The organism is Turicibacter sp. St.80E1 (assembly GCF_059728495.1).
In genome coordinates this window covers 2,346,484-2,368,189 of sequence record NZ_AP039386.1, presented here as the reverse complement: position 1 = coordinate 2,368,189, position 21,706 = coordinate 2,346,484, and the positions used below count along the sequence as shown (strand labels likewise).

Annotated in this window: 11 protein-coding genes, 3 tRNA genes, 3 rRNA genes, 3 pseudogenes and 1 other annotated feature; of the genes and pseudogenes, 13 read left to right on the top strand and 7 right to left on the bottom strand. The window is 36.1% G+C overall.

Features of this window, described 5'->3' with window-relative positions:
- The first annotated feature begins 343 nt into the window (after positions 1-343).
- The 7 genes from rpmH (at position 344) to rpoE (ending at position 7,918) form a co-directional block, all read left to right on the top strand.
- The gene (gene rpmH, locus AC6I0I_RS11465) at positions 344-478 is read left to right on the top strand and encodes a 50S ribosomal protein L34 (protein ID WP_006784010.1); all 135 of its coding nucleotides are present in this window, start codon (positions 344-346) and stop codon (positions 476-478) included.
- Positions 479-533: 55 nt separating this feature from the next.
- The gene (gene rnpA, locus AC6I0I_RS11460) at positions 534-878 is read left to right on the top strand and encodes a ribonuclease P protein component (protein ID WP_161831426.1); all 345 of its coding nucleotides are present in this window, start codon (positions 534-536) and stop codon (positions 876-878) included.
- A gap of 109 nt (positions 879-987) precedes the next feature.
- Positions 988-2,346 carry a tRNA uridine-5-carboxymethylaminomethyl(34) synthesis GTPase MnmE gene (gene mnmE, locus AC6I0I_RS11455; protein WP_161831424.1) on the top strand — a complete coding sequence of 453 codons (1,359 nt, stop codon included), beginning with the start codon at positions 988-990 and terminating at the stop codon, positions 2,344-2,346.
- A 1,075-nt stretch (positions 2,347-3,421) separates the two neighbouring features.
- Positions 3,422-3,646, top strand: a binding site (T-box leader).
- Positions 3,647-3,703: 57 nt separating this feature from the next.
- Entirely contained in the window at positions 3,704-5,095 is a 1,392-nt protein-coding gene (gene asnS / locus AC6I0I_RS11450) for an asparagine--tRNA ligase (protein ID WP_161831422.1), read from the top strand.
- Between the two features lie 213 nt (positions 5,096-5,308).
- Positions 5,309-5,746, top strand: a complete 438-nt coding sequence (locus AC6I0I_RS11445) for a YwiB family protein (RefSeq protein WP_237658888.1) — start codon at positions 5,309-5,311, stop codon at positions 5,744-5,746.
- Between the two features lie 2 nt (positions 5,747-5,748).
- Positions 5,749-7,410, top strand: coding sequence for an arginine--tRNA ligase (gene argS, locus AC6I0I_RS11440; RefSeq protein WP_161831418.1), 1,662 nt, complete (start codon positions 5,749-5,751; stop codon positions 7,408-7,410).
- A gap of 22 nt (positions 7,411-7,432) precedes the next feature.
- Positions 7,433-7,918, top strand: a complete 486-nt coding sequence (gene rpoE, locus AC6I0I_RS11435; RefSeq protein WP_161831416.1) for a DNA-directed RNA polymerase subunit delta — start codon at positions 7,433-7,435, stop codon at positions 7,916-7,918.
- Positions 7,919-8,218: 300 nt separating this feature from the next.
- Here the strand turns inward: rpoE and AC6I0I_RS11430 are convergent.
- The 3 genes and pseudogenes from AC6I0I_RS11430 to AC6I0I_RS11420 form a co-directional block, all read right to left on the bottom strand.
- Positions 8,219-8,485, bottom strand: a pseudogene (locus AC6I0I_RS11430) (transposase); the annotation flags it as partial.
- 83 nt (positions 8,486-8,568) lie between these two features.
- Positions 8,569-9,408, bottom strand: a pseudogene (locus AC6I0I_RS11425) (ISL3 family transposase).
- Between the two features lie 1,164 nt (positions 9,409-10,572).
- Positions 10,573-11,711 (bottom strand): IS3 family transposase gene (locus AC6I0I_RS11420; RefSeq protein WP_262953963.1). Its coding sequence is split into 2 segments (ribosomal slippage): positions 10,573-11,486 and positions 11,486-11,711, totalling 1,140 coding nucleotides; the frame shifts between segments, so codons are not numbered across the junction.
- A gap of 578 nt (positions 11,712-12,289) precedes the next feature.
- Between AC6I0I_RS11420 and AC6I0I_RS11415 the strand changes: the two genes are divergently transcribed.
- The 6 genes from AC6I0I_RS11415 to AC6I0I_RS11390 all read left to right on the top strand — a co-directional run bounded on the left by AC6I0I_RS11415 (position 12,290) and on the right by AC6I0I_RS11390 (position 17,227).
- Positions 12,290-13,806: ribosomal RNA gene (locus tag AC6I0I_RS11415) — 16S ribosomal RNA — on the top strand.
- A 61-nt stretch (positions 13,807-13,867) separates the two neighbouring features.
- Positions 13,868-13,944 (top strand) — tRNA-Ile (locus AC6I0I_RS11410).
- Positions 13,945-13,963: 19 nt separating this feature from the next.
- Positions 13,964-14,039: transfer RNA gene (locus AC6I0I_RS11405), tRNA-Ala, on the top strand.
- Between the two features lie 44 nt (positions 14,040-14,083).
- Positions 14,084-16,977, top strand: a 23S ribosomal RNA gene (locus tag AC6I0I_RS11400).
- 57 nt (positions 16,978-17,034) lie between these two features.
- Positions 17,035-17,143: ribosomal RNA gene (gene rrf / locus AC6I0I_RS11395) — 5S ribosomal RNA — on the top strand.
- The 16S, 23S and 5S rRNA genes sit together here with 3 tRNA genes alongside, the layout of an rRNA operon.
- A 10-nt stretch (positions 17,144-17,153) precedes the next feature.
- A tRNA-Gly gene (locus tag AC6I0I_RS11390) sits at positions 17,154-17,227 on the top strand.
- 198 nt (positions 17,228-17,425) lie between these two features.
- Here AC6I0I_RS11390 and AC6I0I_RS11385 read toward each other — a convergent pair.
- From AC6I0I_RS11385 to AC6I0I_RS11370, 4 genes and pseudogenes are all read right to left on the bottom strand, one after another.
- Positions 17,426-17,596: pseudogene (locus AC6I0I_RS11385) on the bottom strand (transposase); the annotation flags it as partial.
- A gap of 993 nt (positions 17,597-18,589) precedes the next feature.
- Positions 18,590-18,742, bottom strand: a complete 153-nt coding sequence (locus AC6I0I_RS11380; protein WP_338506473.1) for a hypothetical protein — start codon at positions 18,740-18,742, stop codon at positions 18,590-18,592.
- Positions 18,743-19,463: 721 nt separating this feature from the next.
- A protein-coding gene (locus AC6I0I_RS11375) for an IS3 family transposase (protein WP_497993646.1) occupies positions 19,464-20,602 on the bottom strand; the annotation gives its coding sequence in 2 pieces (ribosomal slippage) (positions 19,464-20,377 and positions 20,377-20,602; 1,140 coding nt in all).
- A gap of 941 nt (positions 20,603-21,543) precedes the next feature.
- Positions 21,544-21,696 (bottom strand): DDE-type integrase/transposase/recombinase, encoded by a 153-nt coding sequence (locus AC6I0I_RS11370; RefSeq protein ID WP_435870590.1) that lies wholly within the window; start codon positions 21,694-21,696, stop codon positions 21,544-21,546.
- Positions 21,697-21,706: the final 10 nt, after the last annotated feature.

The following is a 21,706-nucleotide window of genomic DNA, read 5'->3' as shown; positions in this document are numbered from 1 at the left end:
TCTTGTGGATATTATTAAAATCAATACATATTACTACACTTTTCGACAACAAAAGGTGGATAAACTATTCTGATTTTATTGATATTATCAACGTTTCTATTATTTATCCTCATATCCACATGTCATATAATCAACAAATTGTCGAAATGTTGATTATATTGTGGAAAGTGAGATAAAATTAACACTATATCTATGTTTATTAACATATCCACATGTGTATATAATTTTTATTATCTGGACAATATATAGGTGCTTATGCAAAAAGTAATGTTTGACTTTCTTCTGAATATTTACTATAATATTGAATTATGCTATGGTATAAGACTCTTAGGAGGTGTTATAGATGAAACGTACTTGGCAACCTAACAAACGTAAACGTGCAAAAACTCATGGTTTCCGCGCTCGTATGGCAACACCAGGAGGACGTAATGTTTTAGCGCGTCGCCGTAAAAAGGGTAGAAAAGTGTTATGTGCATAAGACCACTCTTTAAAGTGGTCTTTTTACTATATAAAAAACTATAGCGGGTGAGCTAATGCAAAAAAAATATCGAATTAAAAAAAGTACCGAAATAGAAAAGGTAATGAAGCGTGGTCGTTCAAGGGCAAATTCTTATTTCATTATATATAAATGTATTAACAAGGAAATAGCTAATCCCCGGTTAGCCGTTTCTGTGGGAAAAAAGGTCGGAAAAGCCTTTGAACGCAATAAGGTCAAACGATACATTCGAAATATTACTATAGAACATCTAAATGAGATAAACCCTGATTATGACTATTTTGTTATTGCACGAAAAGGTGTAAAGGAATTAGATTATGCCGAATGTAAGTACCAATTAGAGCAACTATATAAAAAGATCGGAATGATCCCAAAGTCATAAATATAAAAAACGTCAAAATAGACCTCAAATGGGGTCTATTTTGACGTTTCACTAACCCAAATGTTAAAATAAATTATTATTTAACTATACTAGTTTCGGAGGTGTTTGCATGTTTCAAGATACAATCGCAGGTATTGCCACTGCCATGGGAGAGGGAGCTATCTCTATTATTCGTGTCAGCGGTAAGGATGCCATATCCATTACAAATAAGTTATTGAATGGGCGAGATTTACATAAAGCTCAAAGTCACACGATTAACTACGGTTTTATATACAATCCCGAAACGGGAGAAAAGGTTGATGAAGTGCTAATTTCAGTGATGCGTGCTCCACGCACCTTTACTGCCGAAGATGTTGTTGAAATAAATTGTCACGGTGGGATATTGGTAACAAATAAAATTCTTGAATTGCTATTGGTTGCCGGAGCACGAGTCGCTGATCCCGGAGAGTTTACAAAAAGGGCATTTTTAAATGGTAGAATCGATTTAGCCCAAGCGGAATCTATTATGGATATCATCCATGCTAAAAGTGAACAATCATTATCTCTGGCCTTGAATGGATTAGATGGTAGAATATCACGTCTAATTAAGGAAATGCGCGAGGAAATATTGAACATTATTGCGAATATAGAGGTTAATATCGATTACCCAGAGTATGATGATGTAGAGGAGATGACTTCCGAATTACTACTTCCTCTTTCCATGAAGATAAGGGAAAAAATGATTAAGCTTTTGGAAACTGCTAAAACTGGACAAATTTTAAGAGATGGAATTAAAACTGCAATTATTGGACGACCAAACGTAGGAAAATCAAGTCTACTTAATCAGTTGATGCGGGAGGAAAAGGCAATTGTAACGGATATAGCTGGGACTACCAGGGATACTGTTGAAGGATATATAAATGTTGGTGGATTAACACTTAATTTAATTGATACAGCTGGAATACGGGAAACAACAGATATTGTGGAAGCTATTGGCGTAGAAAAGTCGAAAAAAATATTAAGTGAAGCACAACTAATCTTACTCGTTTTAAATAATAATGAACCACTAACAGATCAAGATAGACAGTTATTAAAACTTACAGATGAAAAAAAACGAATTATTATTTTGAATAAAACAGACTTAGAATCTAATATTGAACGTAATGAAATTCCTAACTATATTGAAACTTCAATGGTTTTAGATGAGGGTATTGAACTTTTAGAAAATAGTATTAAAGAAATGTTTGAGCTAGGAGAGATAGGTTCTACGGATATGACCTATATATCAAATGCTCGTCATATCGCTAAATTAAAGCAGGCCCTTACCTCCCTCGAAGATGCAATTGAAGCGATGAAAATAGGGATGCTTGTGGATATGGTTGAAATTGATATAAAAAATGCCTGGCATATTCTTGGGGAAATTCTCGGGGAAGATATTGGAGATGCATTACTAGATGAATTATTTAGTAAATTTTGTTTAGGAAAATAAATCAAAATGTAATTAAAATAAGTACACAAGTCAAACTTAATAAAATACTTTTTAAACGAAGCTATTTGAATAAGAATAGTTTCGTTTTTTCTTTTATTTGTTATTTTTAAGGTTGGTTCGATGAAGAAATAAGGCCTGTTATGGATGTTTTTAAATGTAATTTTATTTAATACTTTATTTCTTATCTATTAAGTGTATTAGCACTTTATTATATATAACGAGTGTGCCTATAGAAAAAAGAAACACTTAAATAAGTATTAGAAGGGTGAACAGTAATCGACAATATAAAACATTATGCGATAAAACATACACAGCATGTGTGTATAAATTTTAAATACATCAACAGTTTATTAACAAGATATCTACAATCTAAAATATGATAATATCAATAAATTTAGGGTTTATCCCCAATATCCACATATATTATTTTTATTATTATTAAAAAAAGAAAAAATATATTATCGAATTATGTAGAAACTTGTTATTTATCTCGAGATAACGTCGAAAAAAGAAAAAAACAGTTATTTTGTAAGAAAATGAGTTATATCGCTTGAATTCCGAGAGTTTTAAACTTTAAATATTTAAGATCACTTGTGTTTAATCTCTATAATTCGACAAAAACAAACACCTTATTCACATAGTTGTTGATAATAATCGACATATATCAACAACTTGTCTACAATTTATTCACATCCAAAAACATCGTTAAATCGACACTTTAGTACACTTATCCACTGTATCCCCAACGTTTATTATTGATTTCATTATTTAAACAAAATATTATTAATTATTGCATTTTGCGACTAAAAGCATTATTTTTTGACATATGACAACAGATTCTTTGTATCGAAGTTTAGGTGAAATAATAAAAAAATAATATTTTAAAAAATAAAATAAAAGGACTAGCGAAAATAATCAAATTTAAATTCTGCAAAATAAAACATAAATTAACATAATTCACGTTATTGCAAAAATTTTATTATTTTGTCGAAGAAGGTGTTTGGAGTATAGGATAAATATTCGATGAGTAAATATTGACTAATAAGAGCAAAGGGTATAATATTTAAATAATTAAATATTTACGTTGAAAAGGAGAGTAGCTTTTAATTGAAATTGTAGCGATCTAGGGATGGTGAGAGCCTAGAATGGATTTGGAAGTGAAGAACACCTTGGAGTAACTTACCGAAAACAATGTTTGTAAGTAGATTAAGTCGTAAATTCCGCGTTAAGGATGAAGTGTAAGAACTATATGTTCTTAAACTAGGGTGGTACCGCGGATTAACAGTCATTCGTCCCTTTTTTGGATGAGGACTGTTTTTTATTTTTAGTAATTAAAAAAATTAAGGAGGATTTTTAGATGGAGAAAGTTGTAACACGACAATTATTTAGAAACTTAGAACGATTTGAACATCAGTCTATTGAATTGAATGGATGGGTTAGAAATAATCGTGCTCAAAAATCTTTTGGCTTCTTAATGATTAATGACGGATCATTTTTTGAAACCATTCAGGTTGTATATGAGGAAAGTTTAGATAATTTTAAAGAAATCCAAAAAATCCGTGTAGGTTCAGCTGTAACTGTATATGGGGTAGTTATACCTACGCCAAATGCTAAACAACCTTTCGAGATTAAAGCGCATAAATTAGTCTTAAAAGGAGATTGTCCGGAAGATTATCCAATTCAACCTAAAAGACATACTCGTGAATTCTTAAGAGAAGTAGCTCATTTACGTCCCCGAACTAATTTGTTTTCTGCCGTTTTTAGAGTGCGTTCATTAGTTGCATTTGCAATACATAGCTATTTTCAAGAAAAAAACTTTGTATACGTGCATACCCCAATTATTACAGGTTCTGATGCTGAGGGAGCGGGAGAGATGTTTCGAGTTACAACACTAGACTTAGATAATATCCCTCGAAATGAGGAAGGAGTCGTAGATTTCAAACACGATTTTTTTGCTAAGTCTACTAACTTAACAGTATCGGGACAACTTGAAGGGGAAGCATTCGCTCTTGCCTTACGAGATGTTTATACATTTGGCCCGACTTTCCGTGCAGAAAATTCTAATACCCAACGTCATGCATCAGAATTTTGGATGATTGAACCAGAAATGGCGTTTGCCGACCTAAAAGACGATATGGATATGGCAGAAGGAATGATTAAATATATTATTAACTATGTACTAGAAAATGCCCCAGAAGAGATGAACTTTTTTGATCAGTATGTTAGCAAGGGAGTACTAAATCGAGTTCAAACTGTTGCTAATTCTACATTTAAACGAATTACCTATACAGAAGCAATCGATATTTTATTAACTGCCAATAAAAAGTTTGAAAATAAAGTTGAATGGGGGATTGACTTGTCGACTGAACACGAAAGATACCTGACTGATGAAGTTTTTAAATCGCCGGTATTTGTAACAGACTATCCTAAGGACATTAAAGCATTTTATATGAGAGTTAATGATGATCAAAAAACAGTAGCAGCTATGGACCTGTTAGTTCCAGGGGTAGGAGAACTAATAGGAGGATCCCAACGAGAGGAGCGTCTAGATATTTTAGAAAAACGTATGGAGGAAATAGGTGTTCCTACAGAAGATTTAAATTGGTATTTAGACTTACGTCGTTATGGTGGTGTGACTCATTCAGGATTTGGATTAGGTTTTGAGCGTATGGTTATGTATCTAACTGGAGTTGAAAACATTCGTGACGTAATTCCTTTTCCACGTACCCCTAAAAATGCTGAATTCTAATTGATGATAAAAAAACTAGAAAAATAGATATTATTTTCCTAGTTTTTTTTGTTTTTTTTTATAGATATAATTTAAAAAGTTGATTCCAAAAAATTCTAAATAGAATAAGACATCGTATATATTTATAAAATTATTGCAATAATCATATAGAATGGATAAAATAAATTGTGCTATAATTAAAAGATAAAATTACACATTATGGATGATGGTAGAATGGTTATGAGTAAAATAACGGGTGTGGTTAATTTTCATATGAAATTAACTCAAGGTTTAGAGGTAACAGAGACCTCGTATGAGACGCAAGGAAAATATTATAAAAAAAATAATATAGGCTTTTTATTCTTTGAAGAGAAAAATATTGACGATGACCATATTACGAAGTGTAGATTAGAATTTGATGATAACACTATTCGTATTCGTCGCAATGGAACGATAATATTAGATCAAAGATACACCACAAAAAAAAATGTAGATGGGTATATAAAAACGCCTTACGGTGAACTTATTAGCACGGTAAAAACTCATTGTTATAATCTAGAGGAATGCGAAAATAAATTTCGGATAAATTTAGACTACGATTTAACTGTACAAAAGGAAAGAGTAGGAAATTATAAACTGAGCATTTATTTTAAAAAGGAGGATATGTCTTAGATATGATTCAAACGCTGAAAGAAAACTTAAAGAATGAAATTAAGGAAACAGTTATCAAGTGTGGTTATGTTTCTTGTGAGGAAGATATCAATGTTATTTTAGAAAATGCGAAAGATGCAAAACACGGGGATTATTCGACTAATATTGCAATGCAGTTAACTAAACGTGCAAAGAAAAATCCACGTATTATAGCTGAAGAAATAGTAAAAAACTTTGATACAAATAAAGCTGATGTTGCAAAAATTGAAATTGCCGGCCCAGGTTTTATCAATTTTTTCCTGAAAAAGACGGTATTTACTAAGTCTATTAAAGGCATCATTGATTTAGGTGATGATTACGGTAAAAGTAATTCCGGAAAAGGTTTGAAATATAATGTTGAGTATGTTTCAGCTAATCCGACTGGCGACCTACATTTAGGTCATGCTCGAGGAGCTGCCTTGGGTGATTCTCTTTGCCGACTTTTGTCGAAAGCGGGATATGATGTGACTCGTGAATACTATGTAAATGATGCGGGAAATCAAATTCATAATTTAGTTGTTTCGGCTTATGCTCGTTATTTAGAGGCATTAGGGAATGAATCAAAAATGCCGGAAGATGGTTATTATGGACCGGACATTATTTTGTTAGGACAAATGATGGCGGAAAAATATAAAGAGCAATTTGTTGGAAAATTAGATGAAAATTATGATTTGATTCGTCAAATATCGCTTGATTATGAGTTAGATAAAATTAAAAAAGATTTAAATATGTTTGGGGTAGAATTTGATTTATTTACGAGCGAGAAATCAATCTACGATAAAAACCTCGTGAAAGAATCAATAGATCTTCTTCAATCAAAGGGATATATTTATGAAAAAGATGGGGCAATTTGGTTCCGTTCGACTGATTTTGGAGACGACAAGGATAGAGTTTTAAAAAAATCAGATGGCTCATATACTTACCTAACACCGGATATTGCAAATCATATCGAAAAACTTAATAGAGGAAATGATAAGTTAGTAGATATTTGGGGAGCAGACCATCATGGATATATTGCTCGCGTAAAAGCTGCGATGCAGGCATTAGGATATGAGGCGGATAAATTAGAGGTAGATATTATTCAGATGGTTCGCTTAATTAAAGACGGAGAAGAGTTCAAAATGTCTAAGCGAACGGGAAAAGCTGTTACGATTCGTGATCTTGTTGATGAGGTTGGAGTAGATGCTGTTCGTTATTTCTTTGTCATGCGTAGTGGTGAAACACAAATGGATTTCGATTTAGATTTGGCTACGAAAAAGTCAAATGAAAATCCTGTTTACTATGCTCAATATGCACATGCAAGAACATGTTCTATATTAAGACAGGCTAAAGAAAAAGGCTTTTCCGTTGACGTAAAAGAAAATTATGAATTTATTAATCACGAAAAAGAGTATGAAGTTATTAAATTAATGGGGGAATTTCCTAACGTTGTAGCAGATGCAGCAGCAAAAAGACGTCCTCATTTAATTTGTAATTACGTAAATGATTTAGCAACAGCCTTCCATAGCTTATATAATGCTGAAAAAGTAATTAATGAAGAGGATAATGCAAAAACAAACGAAAAATTAGCATTGATCCAAGCTCTTGAGATAACTATAAAAAATGCATTAAATTTAATTGGAGTATCGGCGCCGGAAAGAATGTAAATTATACAGAGGAGGATTTAGAATGACTACACATAATGAGGAAATGTCAATGTTAGAAGTAGCGGAGTTATTAATTCAAAGAAAAATAAAGCCTCAAAAATTCGAGAAAATCGCTAAAGAGGTATGCGAAATTATGGGATTAACTGATGAACAGTTTCAAGCAAGATTACCACAATTTTATTCAGATTTGACCTTAAGCGGTAAGTTTGTAACTGTGGGTGAAGATAAATGGGATTTAAAATCACGTCAAAAATATGAAGTAGCTAACTATGATACATATGATATCGATTTCGATGATGAGGAAGTAGAAGCAATTACTGAAGATGGGTTTGATACATATGATGCCGAACCTGTCTACAAGGAAGAAATGGATAAAGATGAAACTGATGAGTTTTTAGATAAGGCTGATAATGAAGATGATTACAGTGATGAAAGTGAAGTAGAGGTTGATGAGGACCCAGAAGAGTTTGAAGGTCTAGCTATATACCAAGAGGATGAATTAGAATAGTTGTTCAAATTAAGGTTTTTAGGTTAAGACGATAAAAGATTAATCTCAGGAAAATAATAGATACTCGTAAATCTTCCAACAAATGGATGCTTAATAGTAGCGTTTGTTGGAAGATTTTTTTGATGCACTATGTTAAAAGGTTAATGAAATGATAGTCTATCGCAGTGAAAGACTAAATTGAAATCCTAGTGGCTATACTGCTAGGATTTTTGTTTTAGGTTTTGTTAGATTTTGAACCATGAGAATACGAGATTTAATTACCCTAGCAATGGAGGAAATGTACGAGCTTCGCTACATACACTAGGGGACCCAATGATAGAAACTACGGTATCCAAAGGCAATACGCCTAATGACCTTAATTTTATTATTAATTCCTTCGATAGGACCATTTGTGTAATGAGTTGAGAGAGTATTTTTAATATAGGATTGATAAGTTTTAAAGGTTTGGAAAGCTGTTTGAAACTCAGGAGAAACAAGTGGGTGTTTCGTTTCGAGTAAATGATTAAATCGTTTTAAGTTTTTCGTCTGAAGAGCGAAAAGTAACTCTGGATATAAATCATAAGTTGCTTTTAATTCAGAAGGTGTTTAAAACAGTAAACTGATCGATAAGTGGTGACATTAAGTAAAGCGTGAGATTTTAAAAATAAACGTTAATAACGTTTGAATTTACGACCATGCTTTTTGAACTTTTTCATGAATCGAATTCGAGTTTTATTCAGTGCACGAGAGAGATATTGAACAAAATGAAATTTATCAATGATAATTTAGGCATGAGGAAAAAGATTCTTAATGAGGCTGATGTAAGGAGCGTACATATCAATCACAATATTTTTCACTCGATGACGTGCTTCCTTTGTGTATCGTTTAAAATAAGCTTGAAGGGAGCTTAAACGACGATCTTCAACGATATCGATGATTTGTTTTGAGTCAGCATCGCAAAAGATAAAAGACATATGACCCTCAGCAGATTTAACGGATTTAAATTCATCAAAACAGAGATTTTCAGGTAAATAATTAAGGTTTAAGGTTTGAGATTCATAAAAGCTATGGATGATTCGATTGACGGTTGAATGAGAGACCTGATGGCGACGTGCGATATCACATTCAGAAATTTTATTTTGGGCCTCTAAAGCAATGGCGTGTTTCGTATGATAAGAAATGTAACAGTTCTTTTCAACAATTGAAGTACTTAGTGTAAAAGTAGACTGGCAATGCCCACAATAATAACGCTGTTTTTTTAGGTCTAAGTAGGTATCGTGAAGAGAGACTTTTGGAATGGCGATTCGAGAGGTTTTAAATCCATGCTTCTTAAATTTTGAATAAAATAGGGTTCTGTACTTTTGACAATGAGTCGGTTGATACGTAAGAATACCTTTAAAGATAAAGCTAGTAATTCCGTTCAATTTTACTTTCTCAAGATAATCTTTTGAAAATGTAATATTTTTATCTTTAATATTTAAAAGTTTTCTAGTGAAATATGAGTGAGACATCAAATCTTATCCTTTCAATATTGTTTTAGTCGATAACATTGTGACAGGATTGAGACTTGAGGTCTCTTTTTTTCATACTATAAAAGTGCTGCTTAATCAACAACACTAAATATTATAGACCCCTTTTAATTATGATTTATCAAATAGGATTCTGCATTTTTGACAATAAGCAGGTTGCTATGAAAAATAAAGATAGTCATTTCAGTTTATCTTCTCTAATTAATTCTATGGGAGTATAATGTCTTAGCTAATAAAATAGTAAAGGTATTGAGGGGAGTGCTCTTTTTTTATGTCGCAAGAAACATATTACTTACTCAGTAACCTCCAATATTATAGACTCTATAGATCTAGATAATCGAAAAGGGAAACTCCGTTTTAAGTTTAAAACCCTCGTAATGAGTTCTCAGGATATTATTGTAAGATATGGATATCCACAATTTTAATTCTACCGTATATTTTGTATTAATACTTCAAAGAGGACCTTAATTTGAATCAGAGCGATCAATAAAATGGTTGTTTCAAGTGATAATTTTAAATGTAAAGAAAATTTTTACTATTTATAGTTACCTAAAGGTTACCTCTATATCCGCGGTAAAAGTATACAATAAAAGATTCACCCGATTTAATAACTTAAGAATCTAACTTCTATTAAGATAAAATAATTTCTCCTCTCCAGCACAACTGTTATTATAACCCCAATTAAGATTGACCCTGATCATCTGCAAAAAAACTTCCCTTTATTTTAACGTTTTTGGGACGATTATTGATGGTCACTATATTCAAAGTTAACTTTAGTAATAAAATAGTCTTTCCAACAGTTTAGATATCGCCTATAGATAAAATTTTATGTTATTTTCATTTTTTTTGATGGAGTCTATTTAAAATTAAGGACTAATAATTGATTAGTTTGAAATAGTTTGTTTTTATAAATTTGGAATAATCAATGTTCAAAAGATTTTTGGGGCGTCATAGTCCCTACAGGAGTGCTAGCGACGAAGTAGTCATTTTTAAATTAAATATTAATGATGTATTTTCAAAGATATTTAATAGCAATCCTATAGAATTTAACGCTATATTGTAAACAAATGAAAATTTATATAAAATTAATAAATTATAGTCTATTTGGATCTAGGTCAATATTTTGGACACAAAAAAGTTAAGTTTTTAAGCAATTTGTCGTGCAAGTTGCTCACATTCTTCTGGCGTTAAATAATTAATGGAACCATGAATCCTTTTGCGATTATACCAGCCTTCAATATATTGAAATAGGGCCATTCTAGCCTGTTCAAATGTCACATATGTAGTTTGATACACTTCTTCTTTCTTTAGAGTGGCATGGAAAGATTCGATACAAGCATTATCATAAGGACATCCTTTACGACTGAAAGACTGGATCATCTTAAAGTCTGAAGTTAAGTCTTTAAACTCTTGGCTAGTATACTGTGATCCTAAATCAGTGTGGAGAATAATCTCATCTTTAGGTTTTTGAGAAACATAGGCATTCTTTAAAGCTTTTACGATAATATCTGTGGTCATTTGTTTTGAAAAATGATAACCAATAATTTTCTTTGAATGTAAATCCATCACTGAAGCTAAGTAGCACCAACCTTCTTTTTGAACGTAAATATAAGTAATATCGGATACCCATTTTTGATTAATTGAAGTCGTCGAAAAATCCTGTTCTAGAATGTTATTACGTTCTAAAACAAGTTCCTTAGACTGTCTATAAGGAGTATATTTTCTTTGAATAATCGAAGCTAAACCGCTTGATTTCATTAACCGTTGAACACGTTTCAAGCTAACAGTGAATCCCTCTTTAATCAATTGATGGTGTACCTTAATAGCACCATACCGACACTTACTTTCAAAATAAATTTCTTTAATACGTTCAAGTAGTTTCTGATTTTCACGTTCCCATTTTGATTCAGTTTGATGCTTCGATTGATAATAAGTACTTCTTGGAACACTTAAGACCTCACAAAGTTGCTTAATATCGTGTTCCTGATGGTGTTGATTAATAAACTGACATAATTCAGATTGACTTACTTTCTCGCGAATATGGTCATAGCCTTTTTTAATATTTCATTCTCCTCTTGCAGACGTAACATTTCTTGCTTCATGCGTTTAATATCCTCTAGGGTAATTTCTGTATCATCTACCGAGGCAATCGGAGAAATTTGTTTAATCCATTTGTAAATTGTTACTTCTGAAACACCATATTCACGACTTAGATCTTTAACTGAACGTCCATTTTTATAAAGTTCAACAATCATTGATTTAAATTCATTATTATATTTTTTCATACAGACACATCCTTTTATTAAGTCTATTGTAACGACTTAACTTAAGTGTGTCCATAAAACTATACTAGCACCAATTATTTTAAATTAGAGAAAGTTTTTTTTACAAAATAATAAATGTTGCAAGCGATAGATATAAAAGGAGCATGAGATATTTCTTAGAGGATAGCACACTAATAAGTGAGTTAGTAAATGATAGGAAAAATTTATTCTTGTAGTAAACGTAAAACAAGAAATCCAGTTCTTGTATTTTGTAATAATTAATAGGATTCATTATTATAAAATATTTGACAATATTGTATTGGAGTGGTATTATAAATGAGTCGTCAAAAAGGCGATGGAAAAGAAAATAAAAAAAGTTAAAAAGTGTTTGACAGAAGTTGTTGAACATGATAAACTAGAAAAGTCGCCAAGAGAGGCAGACAAGAAATCTTATAAAAAAGATAAAAAAACATTTGACAGAAAAAGTCGAATATGGTAAGATAAATGAGTCGCCAAAAGGCGAGAGAAGTTCTTTGAAAACTAAACAGAACGTCAAGAATCATGAGCGAAAGAAATTTCGCAAGCTAAGGAAACAAACAATTATGGAGAGTTTGATCCTGGCTCAGGATGAACGCTGGCGGCGTGCCTAATACATGCAAGTCGAGCGAACCACTTCGGTGGGAAGCGGCGAACGGGTGAGTAACACGTAGGTGATCTGCCCATCAGACGGGGACAACGATTGGAAACGATCGCTAATACCGGATAGGACGAAAGTTTAAAGATGCTCCTGGCATCACTGATGGATGAGCCTGCGGCGCATTAGCTAGTTGGTGGGGTAAAGGCCTACCAAGGCGACGATGCGTAGCCGACCTGAGAGGGTGAACGGCCACACTGGGACTGAGACACGGCCCAGACTCCTACGGGAGGCAGCAGTAGGGAATCTTCGGCAATGGGCGAAAGCCTGACCGAGCAACGCCGCGTGAATGAAGAAGGCCTTCGGGTTGTAAAATTCTGTTATAAGGGAAGAAAGGTGATAGGAGGAAATGACTATCAATTGACGGTACCTTATGAGAAAGCCACGGCTAACTACGTGCCAGCAGCCGCGGTAATACGTAGGTGGCAAGCGTTATCCGGAATTATTGGGCGTAAAGAGCGCGCAGGTGGTTAATTAAGTCTGATGTGAAAGCCCACGGCTTAACCGTGGAGGGTCATTGGAAACTGGTTGACTTGAGTGCAGAAGAGGGAAGTGGAATTCCATGTGTAGCGGTGAAATGCGTAGAGATATGGAGGAACACCAGTGGCGAAGGCGGCTTCCTGGTCTGCAACTGACACTGAGGCGCGAAAGCGTGGGGAGCAAACAGGATTAGATACCCTGGTAGTCCACGCCGTAAACGATGAGTGCTAAGTGTTGGGGGTCGAACCTCAGTGCTGAAGTTAACGCATTAAGCACTCCGCCTGGGGAGTACGGTCGCAAGACTGAAACTCAAAGGAATTGACGGGGACCCGCACAAGCGGTGGAGCATGTGGTTTAATTCGAAGCAACGCGAAGAACCTTACCAGGTCTTGACATACCATTGATGCCTCTAGAGATAGAGGGTTTCCTTCGGGGACAATGGATACAGGTGGTGCATGGTTGTCGTCAGCTCGTGTCGTGAGATGTTGGGTTAAGTCCCGCAACGAGCGCAACCCCTGTCGTTAGTTGCCAGCAGTAAGATGGGGACTCTAACGAGACTGCCAGTGACAAACTGGAGGAAGGTGGGGATGACGTCAAATCATCATGCCCCTTATGACCTGGGCTACACACGTGCTACAATGGTTGGTACAAAGAGAAGCGAAGCGGTGACGTGGAGCAAACCTCATAAAGCCAATCTCAGTTCGGATTGTAGGCTGCAACTCGCCTACATGAAGTTGGAATCGCTAGTAATCGCGAATCAGAATGTCGCGGTGAATACGTTCCCGGGTCTTGTACACACCGCCCGTCACACCACGAGAGTTTACAACACCCGAAGTCAGTGGCCTAACCGCAAGGAGGGAGCTGCCTAAGGTGGGGTAGATGATTGGGGTGAAGTCGTAACAAGGTATCCCTACCGGAAGGTGGGGATGGATCACCTCCTTTCTATGGAGAAAGAGACGTTCTGTTTAGTTTTGGGAGAATTTCAATTTTCCTAAGGTGGAATGGGCCTATAGCTCAGCTGGTTAGAGCGCACGCCTGATAAGCGTGAGGTCGATGGTTCGAGTCCATTTAGGCCCACCATAAAAAAGAAAAAGAGAATGGGGACTTAGCTCAGCTGGGAGAGCGCCTGCCTTGCACGCAGGAGGTCAGGGGTTCGATCCCCCTAGTCTCCACCAAAAAGAATTGATCTTTGAAAACTAGATATCTTCTGAAGAAGAAAAGTTAAGTAATAAAGGGCGCACGGAGGATGCCTAGGCACTAGGAGTCGAAGAAGGACGCGACAAACGGCGAAACGCCTCGGGGAGCTGTAAGTAAGCAAAGAGCCGGGGATATCCGAATGGGGAAACCCGCTAGTGGTCATACGCTAGCACCGTATGGTGAATCAATAGCCATAGAGGAGACAGACCCAGGGAACTGAAACATCTAAGTACCTGGAGGAAAAGAAAGAAACATCGATTCCCCAAGTAGCGGCGAGCGAACAGGGAGGAGCCCAAACCGGAGTAATCCGGGGTAGAAGGACCTTCAGAAATGACTGAACATGATAGCCGAATGGTCTGGGAAGGCCAACCGGAGGGGGTGAGAGTCCCGTAGGTGAAATTGTGTGAAGCAGGGAAGGGATCCTGAGTACGGCGGGACACGAGAAATCCCGTCGGAAGCAACGAGGACCATCTCGTAAGGCTAAATACTACCTAGTGACCGATAGTGAACCAGTACCGTGAGGGAAAGGTGAAAAGAACCCCGGAAGGGGAGTGAAAGAGAACCTGAAACCGTGTGCCTACAACTAGTCAGAGCCCGTTAAAGGGTGATGGCGTGCCTTTTGTAGAATGAACCGGCGAGTTACGATATCGTGCAAGGTTAAGTTGAAGAGACGGAGCCGAAGCGAAAGCGAGTCTGAATAGGGCGAGGAGTACGATGTTGTAGACCCGAAACCGTGTGAGCTAGCCATGAGCAGGCTGAAGGTCAGGTAACACTGACTGGAGGGCCGAACCAGGGCACGTTGAAAAGTGCTTGGATGACTTGTGGCTAGGGGTGAAATTCCAATCGAACACGGATATAGCTGGTTCTCTCCGAAATAGCTTTAGGGCTAGCCTCGATAAGAGTCTACTGGAGGTAGAGCACTGAATGGGTGATGGCCCCACCTCGGGGTACTGATCTCAATCAAACTCCGAATGCCAGATAGATATGATCGGGAGTCAGACTGTGGGTGATAAGGTCCATGGTCAAAAGGGAAAGAGCCCAGACCGCCAGCTAAGGCCCCCAAGTGTCCGTTAAGTGGAAAAGGATGTGGAGATGCACAGACAACTAGGAGGTTGGCTTAGAAGCAGCCATCCTTTAAAGAGTGCGTAATAGCTCACTAGTCGAGTGACTCTGCGCCGAAAATGTACCGGGGCTAAACGGACCGCCGAAGCTGCGGATTGACACGAAGTGTCAGTGGTAGGAGAGCGTTCTAACAGCACAGAAGCAGTACCGGAAGGAGCTGTGGAGCGGTTAGAAGTGAGAATGCCGGTGTGAGTAGCGAAAGATAGGTGAGAATCCTATCCATCGAAAGCCTAAGGTTTCCAGGGGAAGGCTCGTCCGCCCTGGGTAAGTCGGGACCTAAGGTGAGGCCGAAAGGCGTAGCCGATGGACAACAGGTAGAGATTCCTGTACCACTTAATAAACTGAAGGAGTGACGGAGAAGGCTAAGTTGAGCGTGTGAATGGATTCACGTGTAAGCAGTGAGGTGGTCATGTAGGCAAATCCGCATGGCGAAACATTGAGCTGTGATGCCGAAAGCCCGCAAGGGTGAAGTCAGCTGATGTCACGCTTCCAAGAAAAGCTTCTAGGGATAATTTATTAGGTGCCCGTACCGATAACCGACACAGGTAGGCGAGGAGAGAATCCTAAGATGAGCGAGAGAACTCTTGTTAAGGAACTCGGCAAAATGACCCCGTAACTTCGGGAGAAGGGGTGCTTGTGAAAGCAAGCCGCAGTGAAAAGGCCCAGGCGACTGTTTATCAAAAACACAGGTCTCTGCTAAACCGCAAGGTGATGTATAGGGGCTGACGCCTGCCCGGTGCTGGAAGGTTAAGAGGAGAGGTTAGCGCAAGCGAAGCTTTGAATTGAAGCCCCAGTAAACGGCGGCCGTAACTATAACGGTCCTAAGGTAGCGAAATTCCTTGTCGGGTAAGTTCCGACCCGCACGAAAGGCGTAACGATCTGGGCGCTGTCTCAACAAGAGACTCGGTGAAATCATAGTACCTGTGAAGATGCAGGTTACCCGCGACAGGACGGAAAGACCCCGTGGAGCTTTACTGTAGCTTGATATTGAGCACTGGTGACACATGTACAGGATAGGTAGGAGACGAAGAGACCAGGACGCCAGTCTTGGAGGAGTCGCTGTTGGGATACTACCCTTGTGTTACTGGGGTTCTAACCCGTGGCCATGAGCTGGTCAGGGGACAGTGTCAGGTGGGCAGTTTGACTGGGGCGGTCGCCTCCCAAAGAGTAACGGAGGCGCCCAAAGGTTCCCTCAGAATGGTTGGAAATCATTCGAAGAGTGTAAAGGCAGAAGGGAGCTTGACTGCGAGACCTACAAGTCGAGCAGGGACGAAAGTCGGGCTTAGTGATCCGGCGGTACCGAATGGAAGGGCCGTCGCTCAACGGATAAAAGCTACCCCGGGGATAACAGGCTGATCTCCCCCAAGAGTTCACATCGACGGGGAGGTTTGGCACCTCGATGTCGGCTCATCGCATCCTGGGGCTGTAGTCGGTCCCAAGGGTTGGGCTGTTCGCCCATTAAAGCGGTACGCGAGCTGGGTTCAGAACGTCGTGAGACAGTTCGGTCCCTATCCGTCGTGGGCGTAGGAAATTTGAGAGGAGCTGTCCTTAGTACGAGAGGACCGGGATGGACACACCGCTGGTGTACCAGTTGTTCTGCCAGGAGCATAGCTGGGTAGCTACGTGTGGAAGGGATAAACGCTGAAAGCATCTAAGCGTGAAGCCCCCCTCAAGATGAGATTTCCCATTCGAAAGAAGTAAGATCCCTTGAAGACGACGAGGTAGATAGGTCAGGAGTGGAAGTTTGGTGACAGATGAAGCGGACTGATACTAATCGATCGAGGACTTAACTAATAAGGAAGTAAGCAGAAGATATCTAGTTTTGTGAGATTGATAAGATCTGACAGAAGGTCTAGTGATAAGGGCAAGGAGGGCACACCTGTTCCCATACCGAACACAGAAGTTAAGCTCCTTAGCGCCGAGGGTAGTACGCAAGTGCGAGAGTAGGACGTCGCTAGGCCGAAAAAAATGCGGGTGTAGTTTAATGGTAGAACTTCAGCCTTCCAAGCTGACTGTGAGAGTTCGATTCTCTTCACCCGCTCCAAATAGCCAATCAACATCCTTCGGGATGTTTTTTTTGTTAATTATTTCCGACTTTTTTTCGATTCTTTGTCAAATAGTGTTGTTAATTAATTTTTAACCTGTTACAACGAAAATACCAATGGAAATCCTAGTAGCTATGCTGCTAGGATTTTTGTTTTAGGCTTTGTTAGATTTTGAACCATGAGAATACGAGATTTAATTACCCTAGCAATGGAGGTAATGTACGAGCTTTGCTACGTCCGCCAGGTGACCCAGTGATGAAATCACGATATTCAAAGGCAATACGCTTAATGACCTTAATTTTATTATTAACTCCTTCGCTAGGACCGTATGTGTAAGGGGTTGAGAGAGTATCTTTGATATAAGATTGATAAGTTTTAAAGTTTTAGAAAGCTATTTGAAGTTCAGGAGAAATAAGTGAATGTTGCGTTTCAAGCAAATGATTAAATCGTTCTAAGTTTTTCGTCTGAAGAGCAAAAAGTAACTCTTGATATAGATTTTAACTCAGGAGATAAATCAATTAACTTCACTTCCTCAAGATATTTTTATCTTTAATATTTAAATGTTTTCTAGTAATGTTTTCTAGTAAAATATGAGTAAAACATCAAATCTTATCCTTTGAATATTGCTTTGGTCGATAATATTGTAAAAGAATTGAGACTTGAGCTCTTTTTTTTCGATACTATAAAAAAGTGCTGCTTGATTAGCAACATTGAATATTATAGAACCAAAAACAAATGTGGGGGGATCCTAAAAGTTGAACTTCATATTATGTAGCTAATTGGCTAGTATGAATCTGATATTTGTTGAGACACATAATAGCCAATTTTCTTTTAACTTATTTAGAGGTATCATAGTAATATACATATTGTTTTCGCTGCTTCTTTTGATTCCTTATTGGCTTTAAATGTCTTGCTAGGGTATAGCTTGTTTAAGGATTACGAAGAAGTTTTTCATTGGTGAGTTATCCAGAGAATTTCAACTTTGTGACACGCTTTAGAAAATATTGTATCTCTTTAATGCTTTAAATCGTTGCTGACTTTGATACTACCATTCTTGATCCGCATGGAGGATTATTATATTTTTCTTCCTGTATTTTAAACTTAGTCCCATCTGTTTTCAGTTTCTGATAAGAGGGTGGCATACTAAATAAACGGTTAATTCGATTCTTAACTAGCTCTCGACGGTTCCTTTATATGAATGATATTTGCGTGTTTTATGGCTGAACCTAATACAACTAATTTCTAGCTTTTTCATTAGACGATAAAGTTTCTTATGGTTAATCTGCTGCTCTTGATGATGAAGTTTATCTATAATTCAACGGTAACCGTGAATTTCATCAGTTTCTTTAAAAATATTTAAGCTAGGATTTCGTTCGAGGCTCTTGATCCGGATCCTCATGTCCCATCTTTTTAATCCAATAATGATAGCTTGATTTAGGAAATTTGTTTATCTTTAAAATACTAATTAATTTAAAATGAGTTGTTAATTTTTTAATTGTATTCTTTGGATTCATGGCGCAATCCCATAGCTGTGACACACTTTTAAGTATTCATATCCAATTATTAATAATTTAATTTCTTCTAATTCTTGTTCAGGTATTAATGTTTTGGTTAGAAAGAGGATTTTAATTTTATCGTAGGTGGCTGAGGTCTTCTTTTCGATTTAAGTAGTGCTTCTACGCCACTTTTTCAATCGTTGCATTCTAATTCCCAATAGTTCCTATGTCTGATCTTCCAAAATGAATAGCAGTTTGGTTATATGAAGCATCCGTTTTCTTAGTTTAGTTGTATACAGTTAACTTAAATTCTCCAGTAGATTCTTGTTTTTAGACTGTCAATCGTTTTTTTTTGTGATTAGTTATTTAGCCTAAATCAGGTTTTAGTTTGGGGCCGACTCGAAATTTGATAATTTTTAGGACGAAATCAATGCCCTAAAAACCTTGTAAATATTCATTAAAAAACTTTAATTTTGAACAATATCGAGTCATATAAAAAACACTCCAAATTGTCGTTGTTTTAGTCTAATATTTTGAGGGAGACATTAAGGTAATATGCAAATAATACTATATAATTCTTTCAATCCTTCATCCACATTTATTGGTTGAGATAAAGTTCGTAAAATGTAAACATAAGTAAAGGTGTCATATACGAAATGTTTATGGTATAAATAAAATTTCAGTACTCTTATTAACTATGGATCTAGGTCAATATTTTGGACACAAAAAAGTTAAGTTTTTAAGCAATTTGTCGTGCAAGTTGCTCACATTCTTCTGGCGTTAAATAATTAATGGAACCATGAATCCTTTTGCGATTATACCAGCCTTCAATATATTGAAATAGGGCCATTCTAGCCTGTTCAAATGTCACATATGTAGTTTGATACACTTCTTCTTTCTTTAGAGTGGCATGGAAAGATTCGATACAAGCATTATCATAAGGACATCCTTTACGACTGAAAGACTGGATCATCTTAAAGTCTGAAGTTAAGTCTTTAAACTCTTGGCTAGTATACTGTGATCCTAAATCAGTGTGGAGAATAATCTCATCTTTAGGTTTTTGAGAAACATAGGCATTCTTTAAAGCTTTTACGATAATATCTGTGGTCATTTGTTTTGAAAAATGATAACCAATAATTTTCTTTGAATGTAAATCCATCACTGAAGCTAAGTAGCACCAACCTTCTTTTTGAACGTAAATATAAGTAATATCGGATACCCATTTTTGATTAATTGAAGTCGTCGAAAAATCCTGTTCTAGAATGTTATTACGTTCTAAAACAAGTTCCTTAGACTGTCTATAAGGAGTATATTTTCTTTGAATAATCGAAGCTAAACCGCTTGATTTCATTAACCGTTGAACACGTTTCAAGCTAACAGTGAATCCCTCTTTAATCAATTGATGGTGTACCTTAATAGCACCATACCGACACTTACTTTCAAAATAAATTTCTTTAATACGTTCAAGTAGTTTCTGATTTTCATGTTCCCATTTTGATTCAGTTTGATGCTTCGATTGATAATAAGTACTTCTTGGAACACTTAAGACCTCACAAAGTTGCTTAATATCGTGTTCCTGATGGTGTTGATTAATAAACTGACATAATTCAGATTGACTTACTTTCTCGCGAATATGGTCATAGCCTTTTTTAATATTTCATTCTCCTCTTGCAGACGTAACATTTCTTGCTTCATGCGTTTAATATCCTCTAGGGTAATTTCTGTATCATCTACCGAGGCAATCGGAGAAATTTGTTTAATCCATTTGTAAATTGTTACTTCTGAAACACCATATTCACGACTTAGATCTTTAACTGAACGTCCATTTTTATAAAGTTCAACAATCATTGATTTAAATTCATTATTATATTTTTTCATACAGACACATCCTTTTATTAAGTCTATTGTAACGACTTAACTTAAGTGTGTCCATAAAACTATACTAGCACCACTAGGTTAAATAGTATTGAGATAAAATAAAAATTTATTACATTATATGAGTTAATATAATTAATTAACCAAGATATTTTTTTTAGATTCGATTAGATTATGACGCGGGGGTAAAATAATCGAATCTGTAGTCTTTCAGGTTAACACCTTTAATACTCTTAATTTTGTTATTGATTTATTTATTCAAATAACTCCCCTTTTATAGTATGACTAATATAGACTTTTTAAATTTTAAGCACTTAAAAGATAGATTATAGTAAGATAGTGATCTGTAATAATTAAGTAGTGTTTTATTGAAAGAGAAATTAAATACTTACAATAGATTATTTAATGGTTTTAATTCACTCGATAAATCAAGGAAAGCTATTTCGTATGTAGGCTTAACAGAGCAATATAAACACCCAAATATATATAATAATATTTAAATAAACTATGTTAGCAAAGTTAAAAAAATCCTAATAATATAAAAACCTTTTTAAAAGAAATATCATAGAAGATAGAAGACATATACCTAATTGTTACAAATAGAGGGGAAATATAGCCTATTTTGATATTCTTAAATTTTTATCTGATTAAAAGGCTGGGTCTAGGTCAATATTTTGGACACCAAAAAGTTAATTTTTTAAGCTACTTGTCGTGCAAGTTGCTCACATTCTTCAGGTGTTAAATAATTAATAGAACCCTGAATTCTTTGTGGCATGAAATGATTCAATACAAGCATTATCGTAAGGACATTCCTTACGGCTAAAAGATTGAATGAGATTAAGTTCTGAGGTTAGGTTTTGAAAATCTTGGCTAGTATACTGCGTCCCTAAATCGGCATGAAGTATAACTTTTTCTTTTGGATTTTGCGAAGCACAGGCATTTTTTTAAGCTTGGATAATAACGTCCGTTGTCATTTGCTTAGAAAAATGATAACCAATAATTTTCTTTGAATGTAAATCGGTGACTGAAGCCAAGTAGTACCAACCTTCTTTTTGAACGTGAATATAAGTGATATCCGATACACGTTTTTGATTAATTGAAGTCTTC

Excerpts from the sequence above, each read along its gene's own strand:
- rpoE (WP_161831416.1), top strand. The coding sequence starts at position 7,433 with ATGACTACACATAATGAGGAAATGTCAATGTTAGAAGTAGCGGAGTTA.
- mnmE (WP_161831424.1), top strand. The coding sequence starts at position 988 with ATGTTTCAAGATACAATCGCAGGTATTGCCACTGCCATGGGAGAGGGA.
- argS (WP_161831418.1), top strand. The coding sequence starts at position 5,749 with ATGATTCAAACGCTGAAAGAAAACTTAAAGAATGAAATTAAGGAAACA.
- asnS (WP_161831422.1), top strand. The coding sequence starts at position 3,704 with ATGGAGAAAGTTGTAACACGACAATTATTTAGAAACTTAGAACGATTT.
- rpmH (WP_006784010.1), top strand. The coding sequence starts at position 344 with ATGAAACGTACTTGGCAACCTAACAAACGTAAACGTGCAAAAACTCAT.
- AC6I0I_RS11445 (WP_237658888.1), top strand. The coding sequence starts at position 5,309 with ATGGTTATGAGTAAAATAACGGGTGTGGTTAATTTTCATATGAAATTA.
- AC6I0I_RS11380 (WP_338506473.1), bottom strand. The coding sequence starts at position 18,742 with ATGAATCCAAAGAATACAATTAAAAAATTAACAACTCATTTTAAATTA.
- rnpA (WP_161831426.1), top strand. The coding sequence starts at position 534 with ATGCAAAAAAAATATCGAATTAAAAAAAGTACCGAAATAGAAAAGGTA.